General features: G+C 42.6%; 17 protein-coding genes. 13 read left to right on the forward strand and 4 right to left on the reverse strand.

What is annotated here, in order from left to right; all coding sequences use genetic code 11:
• Positions 1 to 235: 235 nt before the first annotated feature.
• The gene (locus tag V7266_RS24260) at positions 236 to 2,470 is read left to right on the forward strand and encodes a sensor domain-containing protein (RefSeq protein ID WP_335471702.1); all 2,235 of its coding nucleotides are present in this window, start codon (positions 236 to 238) and stop codon (positions 2,468 to 2,470) included.
• A gap of 15 nt (positions 2,471 to 2,485) precedes the next feature.
• Here the strand turns inward: V7266_RS24260 and V7266_RS24265 are convergent, their stop codons facing one another.
• Together V7266_RS24265 and V7266_RS24270 are read right to left on the reverse strand one after the other, a co-directional pair.
• Positions 2,486 to 3,847, reverse strand: a complete 1,362-nt coding sequence (locus V7266_RS24265) for an MATE family efflux transporter (protein WP_335471703.1) — start codon at positions 3,845 to 3,847, stop codon at positions 2,486 to 2,488.
• Between the two features lie 198 nt (positions 3,848 to 4,045).
• Positions 4,046 to 4,435 (reverse strand): hypothetical protein, encoded by a 390-nt coding sequence (locus tag V7266_RS24270; RefSeq protein WP_335471705.1) that lies wholly within the window; start codon positions 4,433 to 4,435, stop codon positions 4,046 to 4,048.
• 155 nt (positions 4,436 to 4,590) lie between these two features.
• Here V7266_RS24270 and V7266_RS24275 point away from each other — a divergent pair, with 155 nt between their 5' ends.
• Together V7266_RS24275 and V7266_RS24280 are read left to right on the forward strand one after the other, a co-directional pair.
• The gene (locus tag V7266_RS24275; RefSeq protein ID WP_335471706.1) at positions 4,591 to 4,935 is read left to right on the forward strand and encodes a YnfA family protein; all 345 of its coding nucleotides are present in this window, start codon (positions 4,591 to 4,593) and stop codon (positions 4,933 to 4,935) included.
• Between the two features lie 82 nt (positions 4,936 to 5,017).
• Positions 5,018 to 5,989, forward strand: coding sequence for a bile acid:sodium symporter family protein (locus V7266_RS24280; protein WP_335471708.1), 972 nt, complete (start codon positions 5,018 to 5,020; stop codon positions 5,987 to 5,989).
• Positions 5,990 to 6,026: 37 nt separating this feature from the next.
• Here the strand turns inward: V7266_RS24280 and ade are convergent, their stop codons facing one another.
• Entirely contained in the window at positions 6,027 to 7,769 is a 1,743-nt protein-coding gene (gene ade, locus V7266_RS24285; protein WP_420491495.1) for an adenine deaminase, read from the reverse strand.
• Positions 7,770 to 7,787: 18 nt separating this feature from the next.
• A complete protein-coding gene (locus V7266_RS24290; RefSeq protein WP_335471710.1) occupies positions 7,788 to 8,258 on the reverse strand; it encodes a nucleoside deaminase in 471 nt (156 codons plus the stop codon).
• 426 nt (positions 8,259 to 8,684) lie between these two features.
• On the opposite strand from V7266_RS24290, the gene V7266_RS24295 reads away from it, so the two are divergent.
• The 10 genes from V7266_RS24295 (at position 8,685) to V7266_RS24340 (ending at position 18,620) form a co-directional block, all read left to right on the forward strand.
• Positions 8,685 to 9,755: an XdhC family protein gene (locus V7266_RS24295; protein ID WP_335471712.1), complete on the forward strand. Its 1,071-nt coding sequence runs from the start codon at positions 8,685 to 8,687 to the stop codon at positions 9,753 to 9,755.
• A complete protein-coding gene (locus V7266_RS24300; protein ID WP_335471742.1) occupies positions 9,748 to 10,620 on the forward strand; it encodes an FAD binding domain-containing protein in 873 nt (290 codons plus the stop codon). Before V7266_RS24295 ends, V7266_RS24300 begins: the two co-directional genes overlap by 8 nt.
• Positions 10,621 to 10,633: 13 nt before the next feature.
• Entirely contained in the window at positions 10,634 to 12,901 is a 2,268-nt protein-coding gene (gene pucD, locus V7266_RS24305) for a xanthine dehydrogenase subunit D (protein ID WP_335471714.1), read from the forward strand.
• A gap of 12 nt (positions 12,902 to 12,913) precedes the next feature.
• Positions 12,914 to 13,453 (forward strand): (2Fe-2S)-binding protein, encoded by a 540-nt coding sequence (locus V7266_RS24310; protein ID WP_335471716.1) that lies wholly within the window; start codon positions 12,914 to 12,916, stop codon positions 13,451 to 13,453.
• An 8-nt stretch (positions 13,454 to 13,461) separates the two neighbouring features.
• Entirely contained in the window at positions 13,462 to 14,862 is a 1,401-nt protein-coding gene (gene allB / locus V7266_RS24315; protein WP_335471718.1) for an allantoinase AllB, read from the forward strand.
• A 22-nt stretch (positions 14,863 to 14,884) separates the two neighbouring features.
• Positions 14,885 to 15,187 (forward strand): urease subunit gamma, encoded by a 303-nt coding sequence (locus tag V7266_RS24320; RefSeq protein ID WP_335471720.1) that lies wholly within the window; start codon positions 14,885 to 14,887, stop codon positions 15,185 to 15,187.
• A 158-nt stretch (positions 15,188 to 15,345) separates the two neighbouring features.
• Positions 15,346 to 15,681, forward strand: coding sequence for an urease subunit beta (locus V7266_RS24325; protein ID WP_335471722.1), 336 nt, complete (start codon positions 15,346 to 15,348; stop codon positions 15,679 to 15,681).
• Positions 15,671 to 17,383 carry an urease subunit alpha gene (gene ureC / locus V7266_RS24330; RefSeq protein ID WP_335471723.1) on the forward strand — a complete coding sequence of 571 codons (1,713 nt, stop codon included), beginning with the start codon at positions 15,671 to 15,673 and terminating at the stop codon, positions 17,381 to 17,383. The genes V7266_RS24325 and ureC overlap by 11 nt, the downstream gene beginning before the upstream one ends.
• A gap of 111 nt (positions 17,384 to 17,494) precedes the next feature.
• Positions 17,495 to 17,941 (forward strand): urease accessory protein UreE, encoded by a 447-nt coding sequence (gene ureE, locus V7266_RS24335; RefSeq protein WP_335471724.1) that lies wholly within the window; start codon positions 17,495 to 17,497, stop codon positions 17,939 to 17,941.
• Positions 17,934 to 18,620 (forward strand): urease accessory protein UreF, encoded by a 687-nt coding sequence (locus tag V7266_RS24340; RefSeq protein WP_335471725.1) that lies wholly within the window; start codon positions 17,934 to 17,936, stop codon positions 18,618 to 18,620. The genes ureE and V7266_RS24340 overlap by 8 nt, the downstream gene beginning before the upstream one ends.
• Positions 18,621 to 18,626: the final 6 nt, after the last annotated feature.

An 18,626-nucleotide genomic window follows, 5' to 3' on the forward strand; every position in this document is an offset into this window, starting at 1 on the left:
TTTAAAAACATGGCTATAGTTATTAGTTCAAAGTTTGTTCGAAATGTTATGGCAAACTATTGAACGAGAGAATCTTATGCTTAAAAATAGACATGGAAGCTGCCAGAAGTAATAATGAATCCGCTTACGTTTAGGAAGAAGCGACGATTGTTAATTATGACGATTTTTGTTATTTTAATGATAAACATATAAGAATCATTCACGAGTCAAATGATTGGAACAAGGGAGAAATTAAATGGCAGTGCCAAAGACAAACAGACAACTACAATTAAAGATTTTTTATAGTCTATTCTTCTTTATCATGCTATCGGAAATTTCAATCACCATATTTTTCCCATCCGTGCCGTTTGTTAAGTTGGCAGCTATGATTACGCTTATTGGAACGTTACCACTTATGTATGTAACCTTTAAGGAGTTACGGGGAAAAGATGAAGAATCCGCTCAAAACAAACAAAAGTTAAAAAACATATTCGATACTTTGGATGTGGCGATCTGGTCTCATGATTTAAAAGCGGGAACCTTATTAATTACTCCCGGAATTGAAAAACTTTATGGGTACTCCTATAAAGATTTTTATAAAGATATGGATCTTTGGAAAAAGGTGATTCACCCAGAGGATGTCTATCTTTTGACTGATAGGTCGAAAAGGTTAGCAAGAGGCGAGACCGTCACGAGTGAATATCGGATTATTCGGCCCGATGGTGAGATCCGCTGGATTCAGGACAGAGGTTTTCCAACCCTTGACGAAAAGGGAGACTTTGTTGACTTTAATAGTGTTTTATTTGACATAACTGACCGCAAAGAAAGTGAGGACCGCTATCGCAGTCTGGTGGAAATGTCTCCAGATATCATTGCAGTTGTTAGTCAAAATACGATTGAATATATAAACGAAGCAGGATGCAGACTGGTTGGAGCAAAGCACCCCATAGAATTGATTGGTAAGTCACCATTGGAATTTGTACCTGAAGAAATTGTGGAAGCCTTTAAAATGAAGGGGGCAAAATTGCATAGCCAACAAGTAAGACTCGAATGTCAGGTTAAACGATTAACAGGAGATACGATCTATGTTGAATTGGCATCTGCCCCTATCTATTATGAAGGCAGATATGCGGTCCAGGTAGTTGGAAGAGATATTACGGAGCGAAAACGAACGGAAGAAACGATTAAAAATATGGCGTACCACGATACATTAACTGGATTACCGAATCGAAACCGATTCCGGCAGCATCTTAACGCAGTATTGAATCATTTAGAAAACAATAAGATATTGGCTGTTTTATTCATTGATTTAGATAGATTTAAAATTATTAATGACACCAAGGGTCATACAGTTGGGGATCTGATTCTCAAGGAGGTTGCGGATCGGTTAAAGCTGGTAGTTGAAAAAGATGGATTCGTATCAAGACAGGGCGGAGACGAGTTTATTATTTTATTAGAAAATGTTAATAAAATAAAAGCAGTAGAAGCTGCCCAGCGGATTCTGATGGAGTTTACCAAGCCATTGGTCGTGAATCACCAAGAATTCTTTGTTACCCCAAGTATTGGCATTAGTCTTTATCCAACAGACGGTTTGGACGAGGAAACTTTAATCAAGAATGCAGATACAGCAATGTATCAAGCAAAGGAAAGAGGGAAAAACAATTTTCAGTTCTATTCATCCAGTCTGGACGGTATTTCCGTTCGAAAAATGGAGCTTGAAAATGGCTTGAGAAAGGCCCTTGAAAATCATCAGTTTATCCTTCACTATCAGCCGCAATTATCCTTGTCTACAGGGGAGTTAGTTGGAATCGAAGCATTAATTCGCTGGGAGCATCCTGACCGAGGAATTATCTCTCCTGCCGATTTCATTCCACTCGCAGAAGAGACAGGTTTAATTGTTCCAATCGGGAAGTGGGTGCTGGCGGAGGCCTGCCGGCAGCGAAAATTATGGAAGAATGTTGGCCTATCCGACCAAGTTCCGATTGCTGTCAATGTTTCAGTGCGCCAATTTGAAGATGACTTATTTTTTAAGTATACCGGAAAAGTTTTAGAACAGACAGATTTACAAGGGTATCAATTGGAGCTAGAGATCACGGAAAGTATTATGCAAAACTTGGAGAATTCCACGATTATCCTAAATCAGTTAAAAGAACGGGGGATTTTAATCTCCATCGACGATTTTGGAACAGGCTATTCATCATTAAGTTATCTGAAGCATTTACCGATTGATAAAATCAAGATTGATAAATCCTTTGTTGATGACATCACATCCCATTCCAACCAAGGGATTATGGTAAAAACCATTATTGATATGGGCTTAAATATGAATTTTACAGTCATTGCCGAAGGAATCGAGACAGAGGAACAGCTTTATTTTTTAAAAGATAATCGATGCAAAATTGGCCAGGGCTACCTTTTTAGTAAGCCAATACCCGCCAGTCAAATGGAGAAATATCTTTTAAATAAAAAAAGTGGCAGCCAGTTTTATTAACTGACTGCCACTTTTTTATATAGAAATTTCTGCCTTTGCCAATTTGCGGCGCTCCCATGGTTTCATTAACCAGCGTTTTAAAGCAAAACAGCCGCGCAGCCATTCATCTGCACCCTGTGCAAGCCACACACCTAATAACCCTAGTTCATAGTGTACTCCAAGCAGGTAGCTGAGAGATACGGCAATTCCCCACATCGATAAGACACCAATGATCACTGGGAATCGAACATCACCAGCCGATTTAAGTGAATTCATCAAAACAATATTCATTGCCCTGCCGGGTTCTACAAAAACAATGGCCCATAAGACTGGCAAGCCAACAGCGATGATTTCAGGATTTTTTGTAAAAGTCTCTAAAATCGGCGATCCAATCAAAGCGATTATCAACGATGTTAACGTCGAGGCAGCCATGGCAATTTTTAAGGTCTGAATGCCGCGCTTTAAAGCCCGGTCAAATTGTCTGCCGCCAATGTACCTGGCCACTAACAGCTGCGTACCTTGGGCAATTGCCACTGTAAAAAGAAAACAAATATAGTTTATATTTAATACATATACACGTGCTGCGAGGGAAGCAGTACCCATAGAGACTACAAAGCTAGTAATAATCAGCTGTGAGAACTGATAGGAAAGATTCTCGCCTGCTGACGGGATGCCAATCGCCAGCAGCCCTTTGATATCTTCTTTTTTAGCAGTCAAAACATCTTTTAATTCCAGCCTTAATGCCAGCCGGTTATATACGAGATAAATTAAAGCACAAACGGCAAAGGCACGCGCCGCCACAATGGCCCAGGCCACCCCTGTAACACCGGTAATCGGTAATCCGAAAATACCTGTTATGGCAAGGATATTTCCGCCTATACTGATAAAATCCATCATCATTGTTACGAACATTGATTCTTTTGTATAGCCATGGCTCCGTAAGATAGCACTTAATGCAAGCGAGATTGATTCAAAAAAGAGTGAGATGCCGCAAATACGAAGGAAGGTGAGTCCGTAGTCATATACTTTTCCATGGATATCGAATAGTTGTAAAAGCTGTTCACCGAAGAAGAAAACGATGAATGCCACAAAGATGCCGAACCAAACGTTCAGTCCAAATACCGTGCGCCCTAACTGTCTAGCGTCCTTTAAGCGGCCGGCACCGAGTTTTTGGCTGATTAAGACCGTTCCTCCAATTGAAGTGACGTTAAAGACGAGAATAAATATATTTAATAGCTGATTGGCTACCCCTACACCTGCTGCCGCTGAATCCGAATAATGACCGAGCATGAAGGTGGCGATAATGCCGATTCCCATATGCAAGGAGAGTTCAATAAAAAGCGGCCAAGTAATACTAAATAGGGATTGTTCTTGATATTTATAAGATTTTTCTTCCAAATCTTTATACTCCTTTGCTTCTATTAACTTATTAAAACATAACTTTCATTGTACACCCAACTCCCCAATAAAAATAGTGGGGAAAACTCGAGAGGTCACTTTTACCATATTCGATTTGGGCTTGGATAAGACGTTAAGAAAAAAATGGCTGACTCCATTAATTGAGGAGTCAGCTGGTGGTCTGGAAAATGTATCGGTTTATTGCCCCCACTTCAGGGCAACTGTTAAGGTGCAGCAGTTCATTGGCTGCTGCTGAGTAGTTTGCGTGGTTAGGGTGAAGTTTACGCCGGTCGGTGTAAATTTCGTTATAACAGGGACTTTTAGACCGATCGTTTTAATTAATTGATCGACTTCAGCATTTTTTCCTTGCTGTGCTGCACTCATGACTTTCTGTGCGAATGCTGCATTTCCTAACCGGTCTAACAGGATACTTCCTTGTGCCATTAACAGCCGAAACGATTTGACCGACCCTTCAAAGACTTTCGTGTTGACTGGGGGATACATACGAGGGATTGGATAGTTAACGGTATATGTCGGGTATACCGGCATGGGAGGAACAACCGGATATTGATAAGGGTTGTAGTACATGGTGTCTCTCCTTCCATAATAAAAAACAAGACAATATACGGTATGAAAAATGGGGGGCTTTTGTTCCAAGTGGGCAGGATGAGCAGAAACAGGTTTATATTCTCCTGTTTTCATTTAAATGAAGTATGAACTAAAATGGAATGATGAGGTCAGTTATGAGGAGAGTGATTAACATTAATCAAGCCATTATTTTATTTATTCTTGCTGGACTAGCCGAAATAGGCGGGGGATATTTGATTTGGCAGTGGCTTCGTGAGGACAAGCCCTGGTGGTATGGAATCCTAGGAGGCATTATATTAGTTGTATATGGTGTGATTCCCACGTTACAAAAATTCCCCTCCTTTGGAAGGGTGTATGCTGCATACGGGGGAGTGTTTATTATTCTCGCTTTACTTTGGGGATGGGGAATAGATAAAAAGACTCCTGATTTATACGATTGGATTGGTGCGATCATTTGTCTGATTGGTGTTTCGGTGATCCTTTGGGCTCCAAGGCATTAAGAATTTTATTTTTTCGATTAACGAAGTTTTTAAATCCCTGCATAGAATTTGTGGTATTCTTTGATAGGGAGGAGAGATTTACATGCTGCAAAGTTTAAATAAACGACTTGTCAAAATCATGCCGCTCATCACTCCAGTTAGTGTCATATTGGGCGTTCTCTTAAGCACTTATATAAAGGATTTTTCTTATTTAGTTCCATGGATTTTTGCTTTTATGACCTTTGAGGGCAGTTTGAGTTCCAATTTCCGCTCCTTAAAAGATGTGATTGTCCATCCGTTTCCTATTTTTCTAGCAATGTTAATTTTACACGTCCTTATGCCGCTATGGGCCTGGGGGGTCGGCCATGTTGTTTTTTCAGGAGATGTATTCACGATTACAGGACTTGTTCTTGGCATGGTTATTCCAACGGGTGTTACAAGTTTCATTTGGGTTTCTATTTATAAAGGGAATATTCCCTTGGTGTTATCGATTATATTAATTGATACGTTATTATCTCCGATTATTGTTCCCTTGACCCTGTCCTTATTTATTGGTCAAAAAGTTGAGATGGATACGATTAGTATTATGAAGGGCATGTTGGGAATGGTGGTGATCCCGTCATTAATCGGGATGACTTTGAACCAGCTGACGAAAGGGAAAGTGAAAGAGCAAATAGGGCCAAGCCTTGCTCCTTTTTCAAAGATTTGTTTAGGCATTGTTGTGATGTTGAACGGGTCGGTCGTTGCCCCTTATTTGAAACATATTGACCTCAAGCTGATTAGTATTATAGTTGTTGTCTTTTTCATTGCTTTAACTGGTTATTTGTTTTCCTTCTTTGCAGGCCGATTGATGAAAAGGGGACAGAGTACGGTGATTACACTGACATTTACTGGAGGGATGAGAAATATTAGTGCTGGTGCAGTATTAGCGATCTCCTTTTTTCCAGCAGCAGTTGCCGTGCCGGTTGTGGTTGCAATGCTATTTCAGCAAATCCTGGCTTCGTTAAATGGTCATTTTGTTGAACGTTATTATAGTAAAAGGGAAGTCAATAATCAGAAATCGATTGCTTTATAGATGTTAAAAAAGCCAGTTTGAAAGAACTGGCTTTTTACTATGCATCATTGCTGATATGCTTAAATGTTGAGACCTGAAATAAGCCTTGATCCGTCAGCTTTAACTCCGGAATCACCGGGAGTGATAAAAAGGAAAGCGTTAAGAATGGATTAAATTGTTCGTTCGCTCCTAACGTGCGAAGAGCCAGATTGATCTCATTTAATTGACTGTACACTTCTTGATAAGGGAGATCAGACATTAATCCCGCAATAGACAGCTCTAATGAGGCCATTACTTCCCCTTGATTAACGACGACCATTCCACCATGCATTTTTTTGATTGCGTTAGCGGCAACAACCATATCGTAATTATTAGTGCCCGCAATGATAAGGTTGTGAGAATCATGGGCGATAGTGGTAGCGATCGCCCCAGATTTTAGGCCCAATCCTTTCACAATCCCCAAGCCAATGGCACCTGTCAGATGATGGCGCTCAATGACAGCTAACTTTAACTGATCAGCTTTTATAGATGGTTGGAATAAGCCAAGTTCACATATATCCACATCTTCAATTCGATGAATCGTTACTAGACTGTTAGGAATAATTTCAATAATATTCGCCTTCGTATCCTTCAAAAGGATCTGAAAACTATCCTCTTCTAACTCATGAAAGCGGACAGAATCTTTTATGGATGCAGATATAGAAGTATTTGCATTCCCTAGATCAGCGATTAGCAGGCCATCTTTGACAACAGCCAGCCCATCTTTATAGACATCGGTTATTTGGATCGTTTCCAAATTCTCAAAAAGGATAAAATCAGCTTTGTATCCAGGGGCAATGGCTCCTCTGTCATCTAGACCAAAACATTCAGCAGCATTAATGGACGCCATTTGAATAGCTGTTAAAGGTGGGAGACCAGCGGCAATAGCCTGCCTAACATTATGATCAATACTACCTTCGTGTACAAGGTCATCCAGGTGCTTATCATCTGTCACAAATAGACAGCGGCGGGCATTACGCTCATTGACGACAGGAATTAACTGATTCAAGTCTTTAGCAACTGTGCCTTCACGAATCATCAGATACATTCCCCTGCGAAGCCGGTCTCTTGCTTCATCGATAGTCGTACTCTCGTGATCGGTTCGAATGCCAGCGGACATATAAACATTTAAATCATTACCCTTTAAACCCGCAGCATGGCCATCGATTTTTTTCCCCAAGTGCTTAGCATCAGATAGTTTGCTGATCATGTCTGTATCCGCATTAACCACAGCAGGGGAGTTCATTACTTCCGCTAAACCCAATACACGCGGATGCTGATAAAAAGGCTTTAAATCCTCTGCTGTAAGAATGGCACCGGCATGTTCAAAGGCTGTTGCCGGCACACAGGAGGGAAGCATAAAGTAAAAGTCAAAGGGAAGGTTCTCAGTGGAATTCAGCATATATTGAATGCCAGTCACCCCTGAAACATTCGCAATTTCATGGGGATCCGCTATCACGGAGGTAACTCCATGCAGGAGAAGGACTTTGGCAAATTCCCTTGCAGTTACCGTAGAGGATTCGATATGAACATGGCCATCAATGAAAGCAGGAGAAATATAACATCCTTTTGCATCAATGATTTTTTTTCCACTGTACTTTCCAATCCCTGCAAAATATCCATCAGCGATAGCAATATCAGCTTCCATTATTTCCCCGTTAAAGACATCAACAATTTTCCCGTTCTTAATGACGGTATCCGCAGGTTCTTTTCCAGAGGCCACAGAGATTCTTTTTTCTAATTGATTTCTCTCCATCTTCAACATCCTCTATTTGTCAGATTAGTATTCCACCTTATTTTGTGATTTTTCCCATGTTCTAAACGGAAGGTCGCCATTAGCAGGGAAAATTTGTTTCATAGGAATTTTTCGCGCTTCAAAGGGTAATGCTAGCTGGTCATAAATAAATTGATCATCGAAGCCGATTTTGGCTGCGTCCTCTTTAGTACAGGCATAATAAACGGCTTTCGGGCGCGCCCAATAGATGGCGCCAATGCACATGGGGCAAGGTTCGCAGCTGGTATAGATTTCACAGTCATCCAGCTGAAAGCTTCTAAGATTATTGCAGGCCTCACGGATGGCCTGAACCTCAGCATGGGCTGTAGGATCGTTTAGGGCTGTGACTTCATTACGGCCTCTGCCAATAATTTTCCCATCTTTTACTACTATGGCTCCAAATGGTCCGCCATGACTGGCTATCACATTGGTTAAAGCCTCATCTATGGCTTCCACCATAAATTTATCAGCTGACATCACAATCTCTCCTATCGTCACTGTATTAAACATTTGTCATTAAAGTTGTATGCCAGGAAAGTAAGATTTTCCCTCATAAACTTGAGATATATTATTCTATAACACACGCATATTTTCTTTTTTGTTGTCAGGGTTTCTCACAGACTTTTTCAAAATGTCCATCGTTAAAGATGAAAGGAACAGCCTTTTTATTGCTGTAAATAAGTGCCATGCAGAAACAAGAAAATTTTCTATGTTAGATTATATGACGTCAATGTAGAAGCTATCTCCCCTTTTGGATATTATTAGTGAAAAGCTGATGATAGAAACTTTAACATTATCCTTAGTTACATATTCTCACCTATCCAACTGAGCCCAAATTATAGAAAGATAGAACATGGTTGTTTTTAGGAGGTCTAAGAATAAATAAATTTAAGGGGGTCTTGTATGGACGGGATACATGAGATTCTAGACGCGATTGCCGGGTCTGCTAATGATGGTGTCCTTGCTACAATTATTCAGGTAGAAGGATCAGCTTACCGAAAAGAGGGGACTTCCATGCTGTTTCGAGGGGATGGAACGCAAATAGGTCTTCTAAGCGCCGGCTGCCTTGAGACGGATCTGTCTTTTCAAGTTCAAGAAGTCATAGACCAAAGAAATACAAAAACCGTTGTTTATGATTTAAGGGATGAAGACGATCTGTCATGGGGGCAGGGGGCAGGCTGCAACAGTGTCGTCAGTGTTCTCTTGGAACCGATTGATGCCTGTCTTCGTGAACAACTTTGTAAATTAAAGTTTCACCTTGACAGCGGGAACCGAGTCACAGTTATAAAAAAATTAGCAAAAGACAGCTCGGTCTCTGATTATTTGTTTATCACAGATAATCAGCAGCTATTTGGGAAATGGCATGGAAGAGTACCCCTGCAAATAAAAAGACTCGTAAATGATATCCATCAAAAAATACCAAAAAGCGGAATTACTTTTTCACCCGAATTATCAGCGGAAATTTACATCCACTGCTACGAACCAAAGCCTCGTTTAATTGTCTTTGGAGCTGGAAGAGATGCCGTTCCACTAGTTAAAAATGCCTCACAAGCAGGCTTTTCGGTATTTGTATCTGATTGGCGGCCGGGATTATGTAAGGAAGAGTTTTTTCCAGACGCAGATCAATTAATCGTTGGTTTTCCAAGTGAAGTGATGCAAAGGCTGACATTATCCAGTCTAGATTCCGTTATTATTCTTACCCATCATTTCCAAAGTGATCGAGAACTGCTGCATCTTTTAAAAGATCGAAAGTTAAGATATCTCGGTGTGCTTGGATCAAAAGCAAGGACACAGCGCTTGCTTGATGGGAGAGAAATTCAGACAGAGATTAAAAGCCCAGTTGGACTGTCAATTGGGGCGGAAGGTCCAGAGGAGATTGCTGTTAGCATAGTAGCAGAATTAATTCAGACCAAGCGGGCTGGAAGGAAAGAACAGATGTTTCAATTGAAGGGAGCTGATCGGAGTGATGAGTAGGCAGGGAGCAGCCAGGTTGAATTCACCGTGGGTCTGGATTCCGGATGATCTGGAGGCAGCCTGGGAACTAAAGCAACAGTTAGGTGAGGAGGCTCGCTTTATCGCGGGAGGAACACTCATGCAGACTCAGTGGCAAAAAGGTATGGATTGTCCCCATCATTTAATCAGTTTGGAAAAAATTAAGGAAATGCAGGGCTGTGAGAAAGTCCGTTTCAACGGAGAGGCTGGTACCCGGATTGGCGCCTTAACCAAACTAACTGCATGTAAGGATCATCCTTCCCTCCTAAAGAATATCCCCTTATTAGTAGAGGCTTTAAAAAATGTAGCAGCTCCGGCTGTTCGAAATCGTGCCACACTTGGCGGCAATATTGCGGGAGGATTTGGGGATTTAATTCCTGCCCTTTTGGCGCTCGATGCCACCTTATCCTTTTATGATGACGGTAAAACAAAACTAAAAAGATTATCAGATTGTCTAGGTCAATCAGAAGGTGAAATTATTACCGCCATTTTTGTTCCTGACGATAAAGAGCTTAACGGAGAAAGTTGTTTTTATAGAAAGCTTGGCTACAGAGAAGCATTTACCCCAAGTATTGTAACAATCTCCGGCCGTTGTCAGCTCACTGACCAAAAGGAGATTAAGGACATCCGCCTTGCTGCAGGAGGTAGTACAACGCCCCCTCAAAGATTAGCCGAGTGCGAAAGATTAGCAGAGGGCTCCATTTTATCCCATGAACTCTTAAGAAATCTTTTTCAAAAAATAAAAGAGGAATTCACAGCTTCAACCGATGCGTTTACTACAGCGGAATACAAAAAAACAGCTGCGGCAAATATGATGGTTTCAAGGCTTGCTAGTATTGCTGGTTAAATGGAGGGATCTTATGGCATTACAAACTGACCTTTCAGAGCCGAAAAAAAGGGTACGTCCTGATGGTCCTGAAAAAGTGACCGGCAGAATGAAATACCTTACAGACTTAACCTTTCCTAACATGCTGTATGGAAAAATTTTAAGAAGTGAAGAGCCTCACGCCGAGATTGGATCTATTTCGGTTGGGGAAGCAGAGCAGCTTCCTGGGGTAAGGGCTGTTGTCACTTATAAGGACGTCCCTGGTTTGAACGGTTTTGGCCTTATTTTTCCGGACCAGCCGGTTCTTTGTGAGGATCGAGTCCGCTATGTCGGGGATGCTCTTGCAGCAGTCGCGGCAGATACAGAGGAAATTGCTGAGCAGGCCCTGCGCTTAATTCGGGTGCATTACAAAAAGCTCCCAGTAGTGGATAGTCCTGAAAAAGCCCTCCAGCCGGATGCTCCACTGCTTCATCCAGGAGGAAACGTTCTTCATCATCCCCATTTCATACAAGGAGATGTAGATACCGCTTTTCAAGATTGCGCTATTGTTGTCGAGGAAACCTACGAGCTGCCAAGGCAAATGCATGCCTATATGGAAACCGAGGGCGGCGTAATTGTCCCAGAACCAGATGGGAAATTAACTGTTTATGTGGGGACACAGCATGGTTTTAAGGACCGGTTTCAATTGGCAAGAATCTTGGGAATGTCGGAAGCGGATATTCGTGTGGTTTCTAGCCCTATGGGTGGTTCCTTTGGCGGGAAGGATGAATTAAATATACAGCCATATGGGGCATTGCTTGCCCTCGCGACAAACTGTCCTGTGAAGATTCATAATAGCAGACAGGAATCCGTAAGAGCGGGCATTAAACGCCATCCAATGAACATTACGATGAAAACGGGAGTGGATCAAGCGGGGAATATTATTGCTCACAAGGTGAAAATTATCGCTGATACTGGAGCATATGCCACTTTAGGTCCAGCCGTTTTAGACTTTGCCGTAGAGCATGCGCCAGGTCCTTATATAATCCCTCATATCGAAATCGAGGGATTATCTGTTTTTACCAATAATGGCGTAGCTGGTGAATTCCGAGGCTTTGGCGGGAACCAGATCACGTTCGCTTTAGAGGGCCAAATGGACCGGCTTGCCAATAAGTTGAATATGGATCCAGTCTTATTCCGTTTAAAAAATTTAAGGAAAGCGGAGGACCCCGGACCACTCGGGCAAAAAATAGTTCCGACGAATGGTGCATTGGAAGTCCTTCAAGCGATAAAGCTTTCCCAGGCTGAAAAGGCAAAAGAGTGGAAGGAGGGGCCGTGCGATAAATGGAAGGCGAGAGGGATAGGTATTGCTCTCACGATGCATGGAGGTGGACTTGGAATGGACCGGAATGATCCTGCCGGCGGCCGCCTTTCTTTTACAAAGGAAGGGAAAATTGAAGCCGCCTTTGGTTTTGAAGAGTGTGGTCAAGGTCTTTTGGCCGTGATTGAAACCTTACTAATGGAAGAATTCGAGTGTACAGAAAAAGATATTAAGATTGTCATAGGAGATACTGCATTGGTACCTGTCAGCGGTTCATCGACTGCTTCCAGGTCGACAAGCATGGTGTGGCAGGCACTGCAAAAAATGAAGGATTCTTTTCGAGTCCAAATTCTAGATCTATCACAGCTAATGACTGGGATATCTGCTGAACAGCTCCGAATGGGGCCGGGCGGTATCTGGATGAAGGAAGAAGGGAAAACTTCGAACCCTTGTATTACATTTATGGAGCTTGCGGAACGAATGCCAAGCGGTCGTCCGATCAATGTTCATACGTCATTTAACTTTCCGACAAGTCCCGATGCAACAGTTGGCGGAAGCCATTATCTTTATGCGTTTGCGGCTGTTTTGGCCCTCGTGGAAGTTGATCTGTTAACAGGACGGGTAAAGGTAAATGCCATCGACCAGGCAGTTGCAGCTGGTCCTATTGTCAGCTCTTTGGGTTATCTTGGTCAAATAGAAGGCGGAGGTGTAATGTCCTTAGGCTATACCTTAATGGAGGAGGCCGTCATGGAAAAAGGAATCTATTTAACTGATAACTTTGATAGCTATATTATTCCGACCATTTGCGATGTTCCCTATAAGACGAATGTCGAAGCGATTGAAAAATTAGTGGAAGGCGACCGATTTGGACCAAGAGGGGTAGGGGAAATCGGGACGGTTGCTGTTGCACCGGCAATTGTTCGGGCCATTTTTGATGCAACAGGAAGCTGGGTGAACAAATTACCTGTATCTCCTGAATTCTTATTACAATCTATCGTTTAGGAGAGAGAAAGTATGGATATGAAAAGGATCATCCAAAATTTAGAACAACCGGCACCCAGCCATAAAATGGAGCTTACGCTTACCGTAAATGATGTGCACCATCAGTTAGAGACAGCACCAGCAGCAAGGCTGTTGGATATTTTACGAGAAGACTTAGGGTTAACAGGTACAAAAATATCTTGTGAAATTGGCCGCTGTGGTGCCTGTGCTGTTCAGATGGATGGTCAATTGGTTAACTCATGTTTGGTTATGGCTTACCAGGCAAACCATGCTTCTATTATTACCATCGAGGGATTGATGGAAGAGGAGCTTCATCCCATCCAAAAGGCGTTCTTAGAAGAAGGCGGATTTCAATGCGGCTATTGTACGCCAGGGATGATTATGGCTGTTAAGGCATTACTAGATTCAACCCCCAGTCCGACTAACCAACAAATACAAGAGGCACTCTCAGGAAATTTATGCCGTTGTACAGGATATGGCGGAATTATTCGTGCAGTGGAAAAGGCGATTTCAAGCCTAAGAAAAAACCAGGTTACTAACATCAAGGAGTGATAGATCTGATGGCTAAAGTACTAACTGAAGTAGTTAAGGAGGAAAAAAGGACAAAAGATCTATTAGTAAAGAATGGCTTTGTCTTTACTGAAGAAGGCTTTCGTGAGGTAACCATTAAAATTAGGGACGAGAAAATTGTCTCACTGGTTGAGAGTGAAGCAGGTCCAATTTTGGAGACGGCGGAAAACATTATTGATGCCAGTGGCTGCCTAGTGGTTCCAGGGTTTATTGATGCCCATGTTCATTTTAATGATCCAGGCAGAACGGATTGGGAAGGAATTGAAACAGGAAGCCGTGCCGCCGCAATGGGTGGAACGACGACAATCTTTGATATGCCGCTGAATTGTTCACCATCTACAATTAGCTTGAAAAATTTAGAAGATAAACGAGAGTATTTAACCTCATTATCTCATATCGATTATGCTCTCTGGGGCGGGATGACTGGTACGAACCTAAAGAATAGACAGGAATTAGCCCAAATGAGTGAAGGAGTGATTGCCTGGAAGTCATTTATGAGTGAGAGTGGGATCGAAGACTTTCAATACGTGTCTCCCAAAGAATTGAAACAAGCGATGCAAGCGGCAAAAGAGCATGGAAAAATACTCGCCCTCCACGCGGAATGGGAAAAGGATATTGCTAGACTGACAGCTTTTAATAAACAGCATCCTTGGCTGAATGAACGCAGTGCTTATTTGGCGAGCAGACCGATCTCGGCAGAGGAGAAGGCCGTAAACTATGCATTAGAGCTTGCCGCGAAATATGGTACAGCTCTTCATTTTGTTCATATCAGTTCACCAAAGGTCGTTCGTCTAATTGAGGAGGCTAAAAAAAGCGGTGTGAACGTAACAGTTGAGACGTGTCCTCATTATTTAATTTTTGATGAAGAGGATTTTCTTCGGGAGGGTGCACTCCTAAAATGTGCGCCTCCATTAAGAAAGCGTCAAGAGGTTGAGGGACTATGGGAATGCTTGGCCGACGGGGTGATTGATACGATTGGGTCGGACCATTCTCCATGTCTTTATTCCATGAAGGAAACTGATTCGATTTGGGATGCTTGGGGTGGTATCCAAGGAGTTCAATTTACGTGGCTGGCAATGGCCGATGAGGCCTTGAAGCGTGGTGTGCCTCTTAAACAGATTTTACCGTTAGGAACATCCAATGTCGCAGACCGCTTTGGGATATCCGGTAGAAAAGGAAGAATTAGTCCAGGATTAGATGCTGATTTAGTATTGATTTGTTTAGATGAAACGACTGTTGCCGAGAAAAAGTCGTTTGGATTCCGAAATACCTATTCCCCTTATGAGAACAGGGTATTTTCAACTAAGGTTAAGAAGACGATGCTGCGGGGCAGGGTGATTTATGACGATCAAAAGGGAGTATTAAATGAAAAAATAGGAGTCTGCCTTTAACTAAGGGAGAGAGGTAAAAGAAATGAAACTTACCCAGCGGGAGCAAGAGAAATTAATGGTTGTGGTGGCAGCCGATTTGGCGAGGCGCAGGAAGGATCGCGGATTAAAACTTAATTATCCGGAAGCTGTTGCGCTCATAACATACGAAATTATGGAAGGTGCAAGGGATGGCAAATCGGTTGCGGAATTAATGAGCGCGGGGACTAAAATTTTAGCCGCTGAAGAAGTCATGGAGGGTATTCCTGAAATGATTCGGGACATTCAGGTTGAGGCAACATTCCCTGATGGCACAAAACTAGTAACGGTACATCAGCCGATTCGGTAGAAATTTCGGGTTTTAAGGCTATTCTACGAAACTAAGGCAGTTTTCTACGTTTACTAGGATTATTTCTACAAAAATGAAATGATTTCTGCGTAATAACCCAACTATTCTACAAATTATATAAAAAATTACCATACACCTAATTTTACGGAGTGAAAAGTATGATTCCTGGTGAATACCACTTAAGAAAGGACCCAATTATTTGTAATCAAGGAAGACCCGCTTCAATGGTCATGGTGCTCAATCTTGGAGACCGTCCTATTCAAATAGGGTCACATTTTCATTTTTATGAAGTAAACTCGGCCCTGCAGTTTGACCGCGGCCAAGCATTTGGCAAGCACTTAAATATCCCGGCAGGCACTGCTGTCAGGTTTGAACCCGGCGACGCAAAAGAAGTAGAACTCGTTCCCTTTGCGGGCCGCCGCGAAGTTTATGGATTAAATAATCAAACAAATGGTCCTCTAGATAGCAAAAAGGAGGGACATCATGAGCTTTAGAATGTCAAGAAAGCAATACGCGGATATGTTTGGTCCCACAACAGGAGATGCGATCCGCCTTGCTGACACAGACTTATTTATTGAAATTGAAAAGGATCTTACCGTTTATGGTGACGAAGTGAAATTTGGCGGCGGTAAAGTGATTCGAGACGGGATGGGACAGCATCCGCTCGTAACCCGAGCAGATGGAGCGCTCGATACGGTGATAACCAATGCCATTATCGTGGATTATACCGGAATCTATAAAGCGGACATTGGGATTCGTGATGGACGGATTGCTGGTATAGGTAAAAGCGGGAATCCGCTCCTAATGGAAAAAGTAGATATGATTATTGGAGCCTCAACAGAGGTCATTGCTGGCGAAGGGATGATTGTCACGGCCGGCGGCATTGATGCTCATATCCATTTTATTAGCCCGCAGCAAATCGAAACCGCCCTATCCTCAGGGATTACGACCATGATTGGAGGTGGCACTGGTCCTGCGACTGGAACCAATGCTACAACCTGTACACCAGGTGAATGGAATATCCATCGTATGTTAGAAGCCGCAGAGGAATTCCCTATGAACTTGGGGTTTTTAGGGAAAGGAAATGCGTCAGCACCGGAACCGTTAATTGAACAAATTAATGCTGGGGTCATTGGCCTAAAGCTTCATGAAGACTGGGGGACAACAGCATCGGCAATTGACCATTGCCTAAGGGTTGCAGACCAATACGATGTGCAGGTTGCGATCCACACCGATACCTTAAATGAGGGCGGGTTTGTCGAAGATACCTTGGCTGCGATTAATGGCCGGGTTATCCATACATATCATACGGAAGGCGCAGGCGGCGGGCATGCCCCAGATATTATTAAGGTTGCCAGCTATCCCTACATTCTTCCGTCTTCCACTAATCCAACCCGTCCCTATACAAAAAATACCTTAGATGAACATCTTGATATGCTGATGGTATGTCACCACTTAGACCCTGAGGTTCCGGAGGATATTGCTTTTGCCGATTCAAGGATTCGCAAAGAAACGATTGCGGCTGAAGATATTCTCCATGATTTGGGCGTATTCAGTATGATTAGTTCAGATTCACAGGCGATGGGCCGTGTAGGAGAGGTCATAACCCGTACATGGCAGACTGCGGATAAAATGAGAAAGCAACGAGGAAAGGTGCCAGAGGATATCGGCGTGGGCGACAATTTTCGGGTCAAACGCTATATTGCCAAGTATACGATTAATCCGGCGATTACTCATGGTATTGCGGAGGAGGTTGGTTCGATTGAGGCAGGAAAACTGGCCGACCTCGTCATCTGGGATCCGGCTTTTTTTGGTGTTAAGCCTGAGCTGGTACTAAAAGGCGGGATGATTGCCCACAGTCTGATGGGTGATCCGAATGCTTCGATTCCCACTCCTCAGCCTGTATTATACCGCCCTATGTTTGCTTCCTATGGAAAGGCAAAATATTCTACTTCAATTACCTTTTTGTCAAAAGCAGCGATTCATCTTGGTGTTCCACAGCAGCTCGGATTAAAAAAGCTCATCAAACCGGTCCAGGGAATTCGCTGCTTAAGCAAGACAGATATGAAGCTAAATAGTGAAATGCCCAAAATAGATGTGGATCCACAAACCTATGAGGTTAAGGTGGACGGGGAACTTGTGACCTGCGAACCGGCCGAGATTCTACCAATGGCCCAGCGCTACTTTTTATTTTAAGGCTGTGTAAAAGATTATCGATGATTTTAAAACGATGTTGATTGGAGCGGAAATCAACATCCAAGTTTAACCCAGCCTATTTTAAAAGAAAATCAGTAAAGGGGGATAAAAATGATTATTGAACAAATCGTTGGGAATGTTGAGGATATCCCTGCATCCAGCAGGCATATCGAAAGGGTCTATATAGCAAGCGATGATTTGGTGAAGCGCATCCAGCGAGTGACCACCGACCATGGGAAAGAGGTGGGGATTCGCTTAAAAGAGCCTAAAGACTTAATGGACGGCGATATATTATATATGGATGAACACAATATGATTGTTATAAGTGTCATGAATGATGACTTGCTGGTGATTCAGCCTGCGAATATAAAGCAAATGGGGGAGATTGCTCATCAGCTCGGGAACCGCCATCTGCCAGCTCAATTTGAAGGTGAAGATATGCTTGTCCAATTTGATTACCTTGTTCAGGAGCTCCTGGAACAATTAGATGTACCGTATTCAAGACAAATTAGAAAGGTAAAAAAAGCTTTCCGTCACATTGGTCATCAGCATGGATAATCAGTTATTAGCATTGCTGCAATTTGGCGATTCGAATTTTCCATCCGGTGCCTTTTCCCATTCCTATGGTTTGGAAACCTATATTCAAGAAGGCACGATTCATGATAAAGAGACATTCTTTAGTTGGATAAGAATGTTTTTAGAAAAACAACTGGCTGCCACTGATGGGCTCGCCTGCCGGTTAGCGCTTGATGCCATAAGGCAGAGTCGAGTAAATGAGATTTGGGCCCTCGATCGAAAGCTTTTTATGCAAAATATCCCTAAAGAAACCCGTCAAGCTAATAGGAGAATTGGCGAAAGGCTCATTAAAATGGGAAGGGATTTATATTCGATTCCATTATTAGAGGATTATCAGATGAAAATAAAGCACAGTGAAGCCTATGGACATCCAGCCATTGTATTTGCGATTATTAGTCAATTTTTAAACATAAGTCAACATCAAATTATGTTGACCTATCTATATTCCACTGTCGGCACACTCGTTCAAAATGCGGTACGCGGTATTCCGCTTGGGCAAACAGCGGGTCAACAAGTTCTTTTAGAACTTCAGCCTTATCTCGTAGAGACGGTAAAACGAATTAACAAAATGGATCAAGATGACTTTGGTGCAGTAGCACCTGGAATTGAAATTGCCCAAATGCGCCACGAAAGGCTGCATGTACGGTTATTTATGTCCTAGAAAAAT

It is taken from the genome of Neobacillus drentensis, assembly GCF_036965645.1.
GTDB lineage: Bacteria > Bacillota > Bacilli > Bacillales > Cytobacillaceae > Neobacillus > Neobacillus drentensis_D.

Excerpts from the sequence above, each read along its gene's own strand:
- V7266_RS24260 (WP_335471702.1), top strand. The coding sequence starts at position 236 with ATGGCAGTGCCAAAGACAAACAGACAACTACAATTAAAGATTTTTTAT.
- V7266_RS24270 (WP_335471705.1), bottom strand. The coding sequence starts at position 4,435 with ATGTACTACAACCCTTATCAATATCCGGTTGTTCCTCCCATGCCGGTA.
- V7266_RS24275 (WP_335471706.1), top strand. The coding sequence starts at position 4,591 with ATGAGGAGAGTGATTAACATTAATCAAGCCATTATTTTATTTATTCTT.
- V7266_RS24280 (WP_335471708.1), top strand. The coding sequence starts at position 5,018 with ATGCTGCAAAGTTTAAATAAACGACTTGTCAAAATCATGCCGCTCATC.
- V7266_RS24290 (WP_335471710.1), bottom strand. The coding sequence starts at position 8,258 with ATGTCAGCTGATAAATTTATGGTGGAAGCCATAGATGAGGCTTTAACC.
- V7266_RS24295 (WP_335471712.1), top strand. The coding sequence starts at position 8,685 with ATGGACGGGATACATGAGATTCTAGACGCGATTGCCGGGTCTGCTAAT.
- V7266_RS24300 (WP_335471742.1), top strand. The coding sequence starts at position 9,748 with ATGAGTAGGCAGGGAGCAGCCAGGTTGAATTCACCGTGGGTCTGGATT.
- pucD (WP_335471714.1), top strand. The coding sequence starts at position 10,634 with ATGGCATTACAAACTGACCTTTCAGAGCCGAAAAAAAGGGTACGTCCT.
- V7266_RS24310 (WP_335471716.1), top strand. The coding sequence starts at position 12,914 with ATGGATATGAAAAGGATCATCCAAAATTTAGAACAACCGGCACCCAGC.
- allB (WP_335471718.1), top strand. The coding sequence starts at position 13,462 with ATGGCTAAAGTACTAACTGAAGTAGTTAAGGAGGAAAAAAGGACAAAA.
- V7266_RS24320 (WP_335471720.1), top strand. The coding sequence starts at position 14,885 with ATGAAACTTACCCAGCGGGAGCAAGAGAAATTAATGGTTGTGGTGGCA.
- V7266_RS24325 (WP_335471722.1), top strand. The coding sequence starts at position 15,346 with ATGATTCCTGGTGAATACCACTTAAGAAAGGACCCAATTATTTGTAAT.
- ureC (WP_335471723.1), top strand. The coding sequence starts at position 15,671 with ATGAGCTTTAGAATGTCAAGAAAGCAATACGCGGATATGTTTGGTCCC.
- ureE (WP_335471724.1), top strand. The coding sequence starts at position 17,495 with ATGATTATTGAACAAATCGTTGGGAATGTTGAGGATATCCCTGCATCC.
- V7266_RS24340 (WP_335471725.1), top strand. The coding sequence starts at position 17,934 with ATGGATAATCAGTTATTAGCATTGCTGCAATTTGGCGATTCGAATTTT.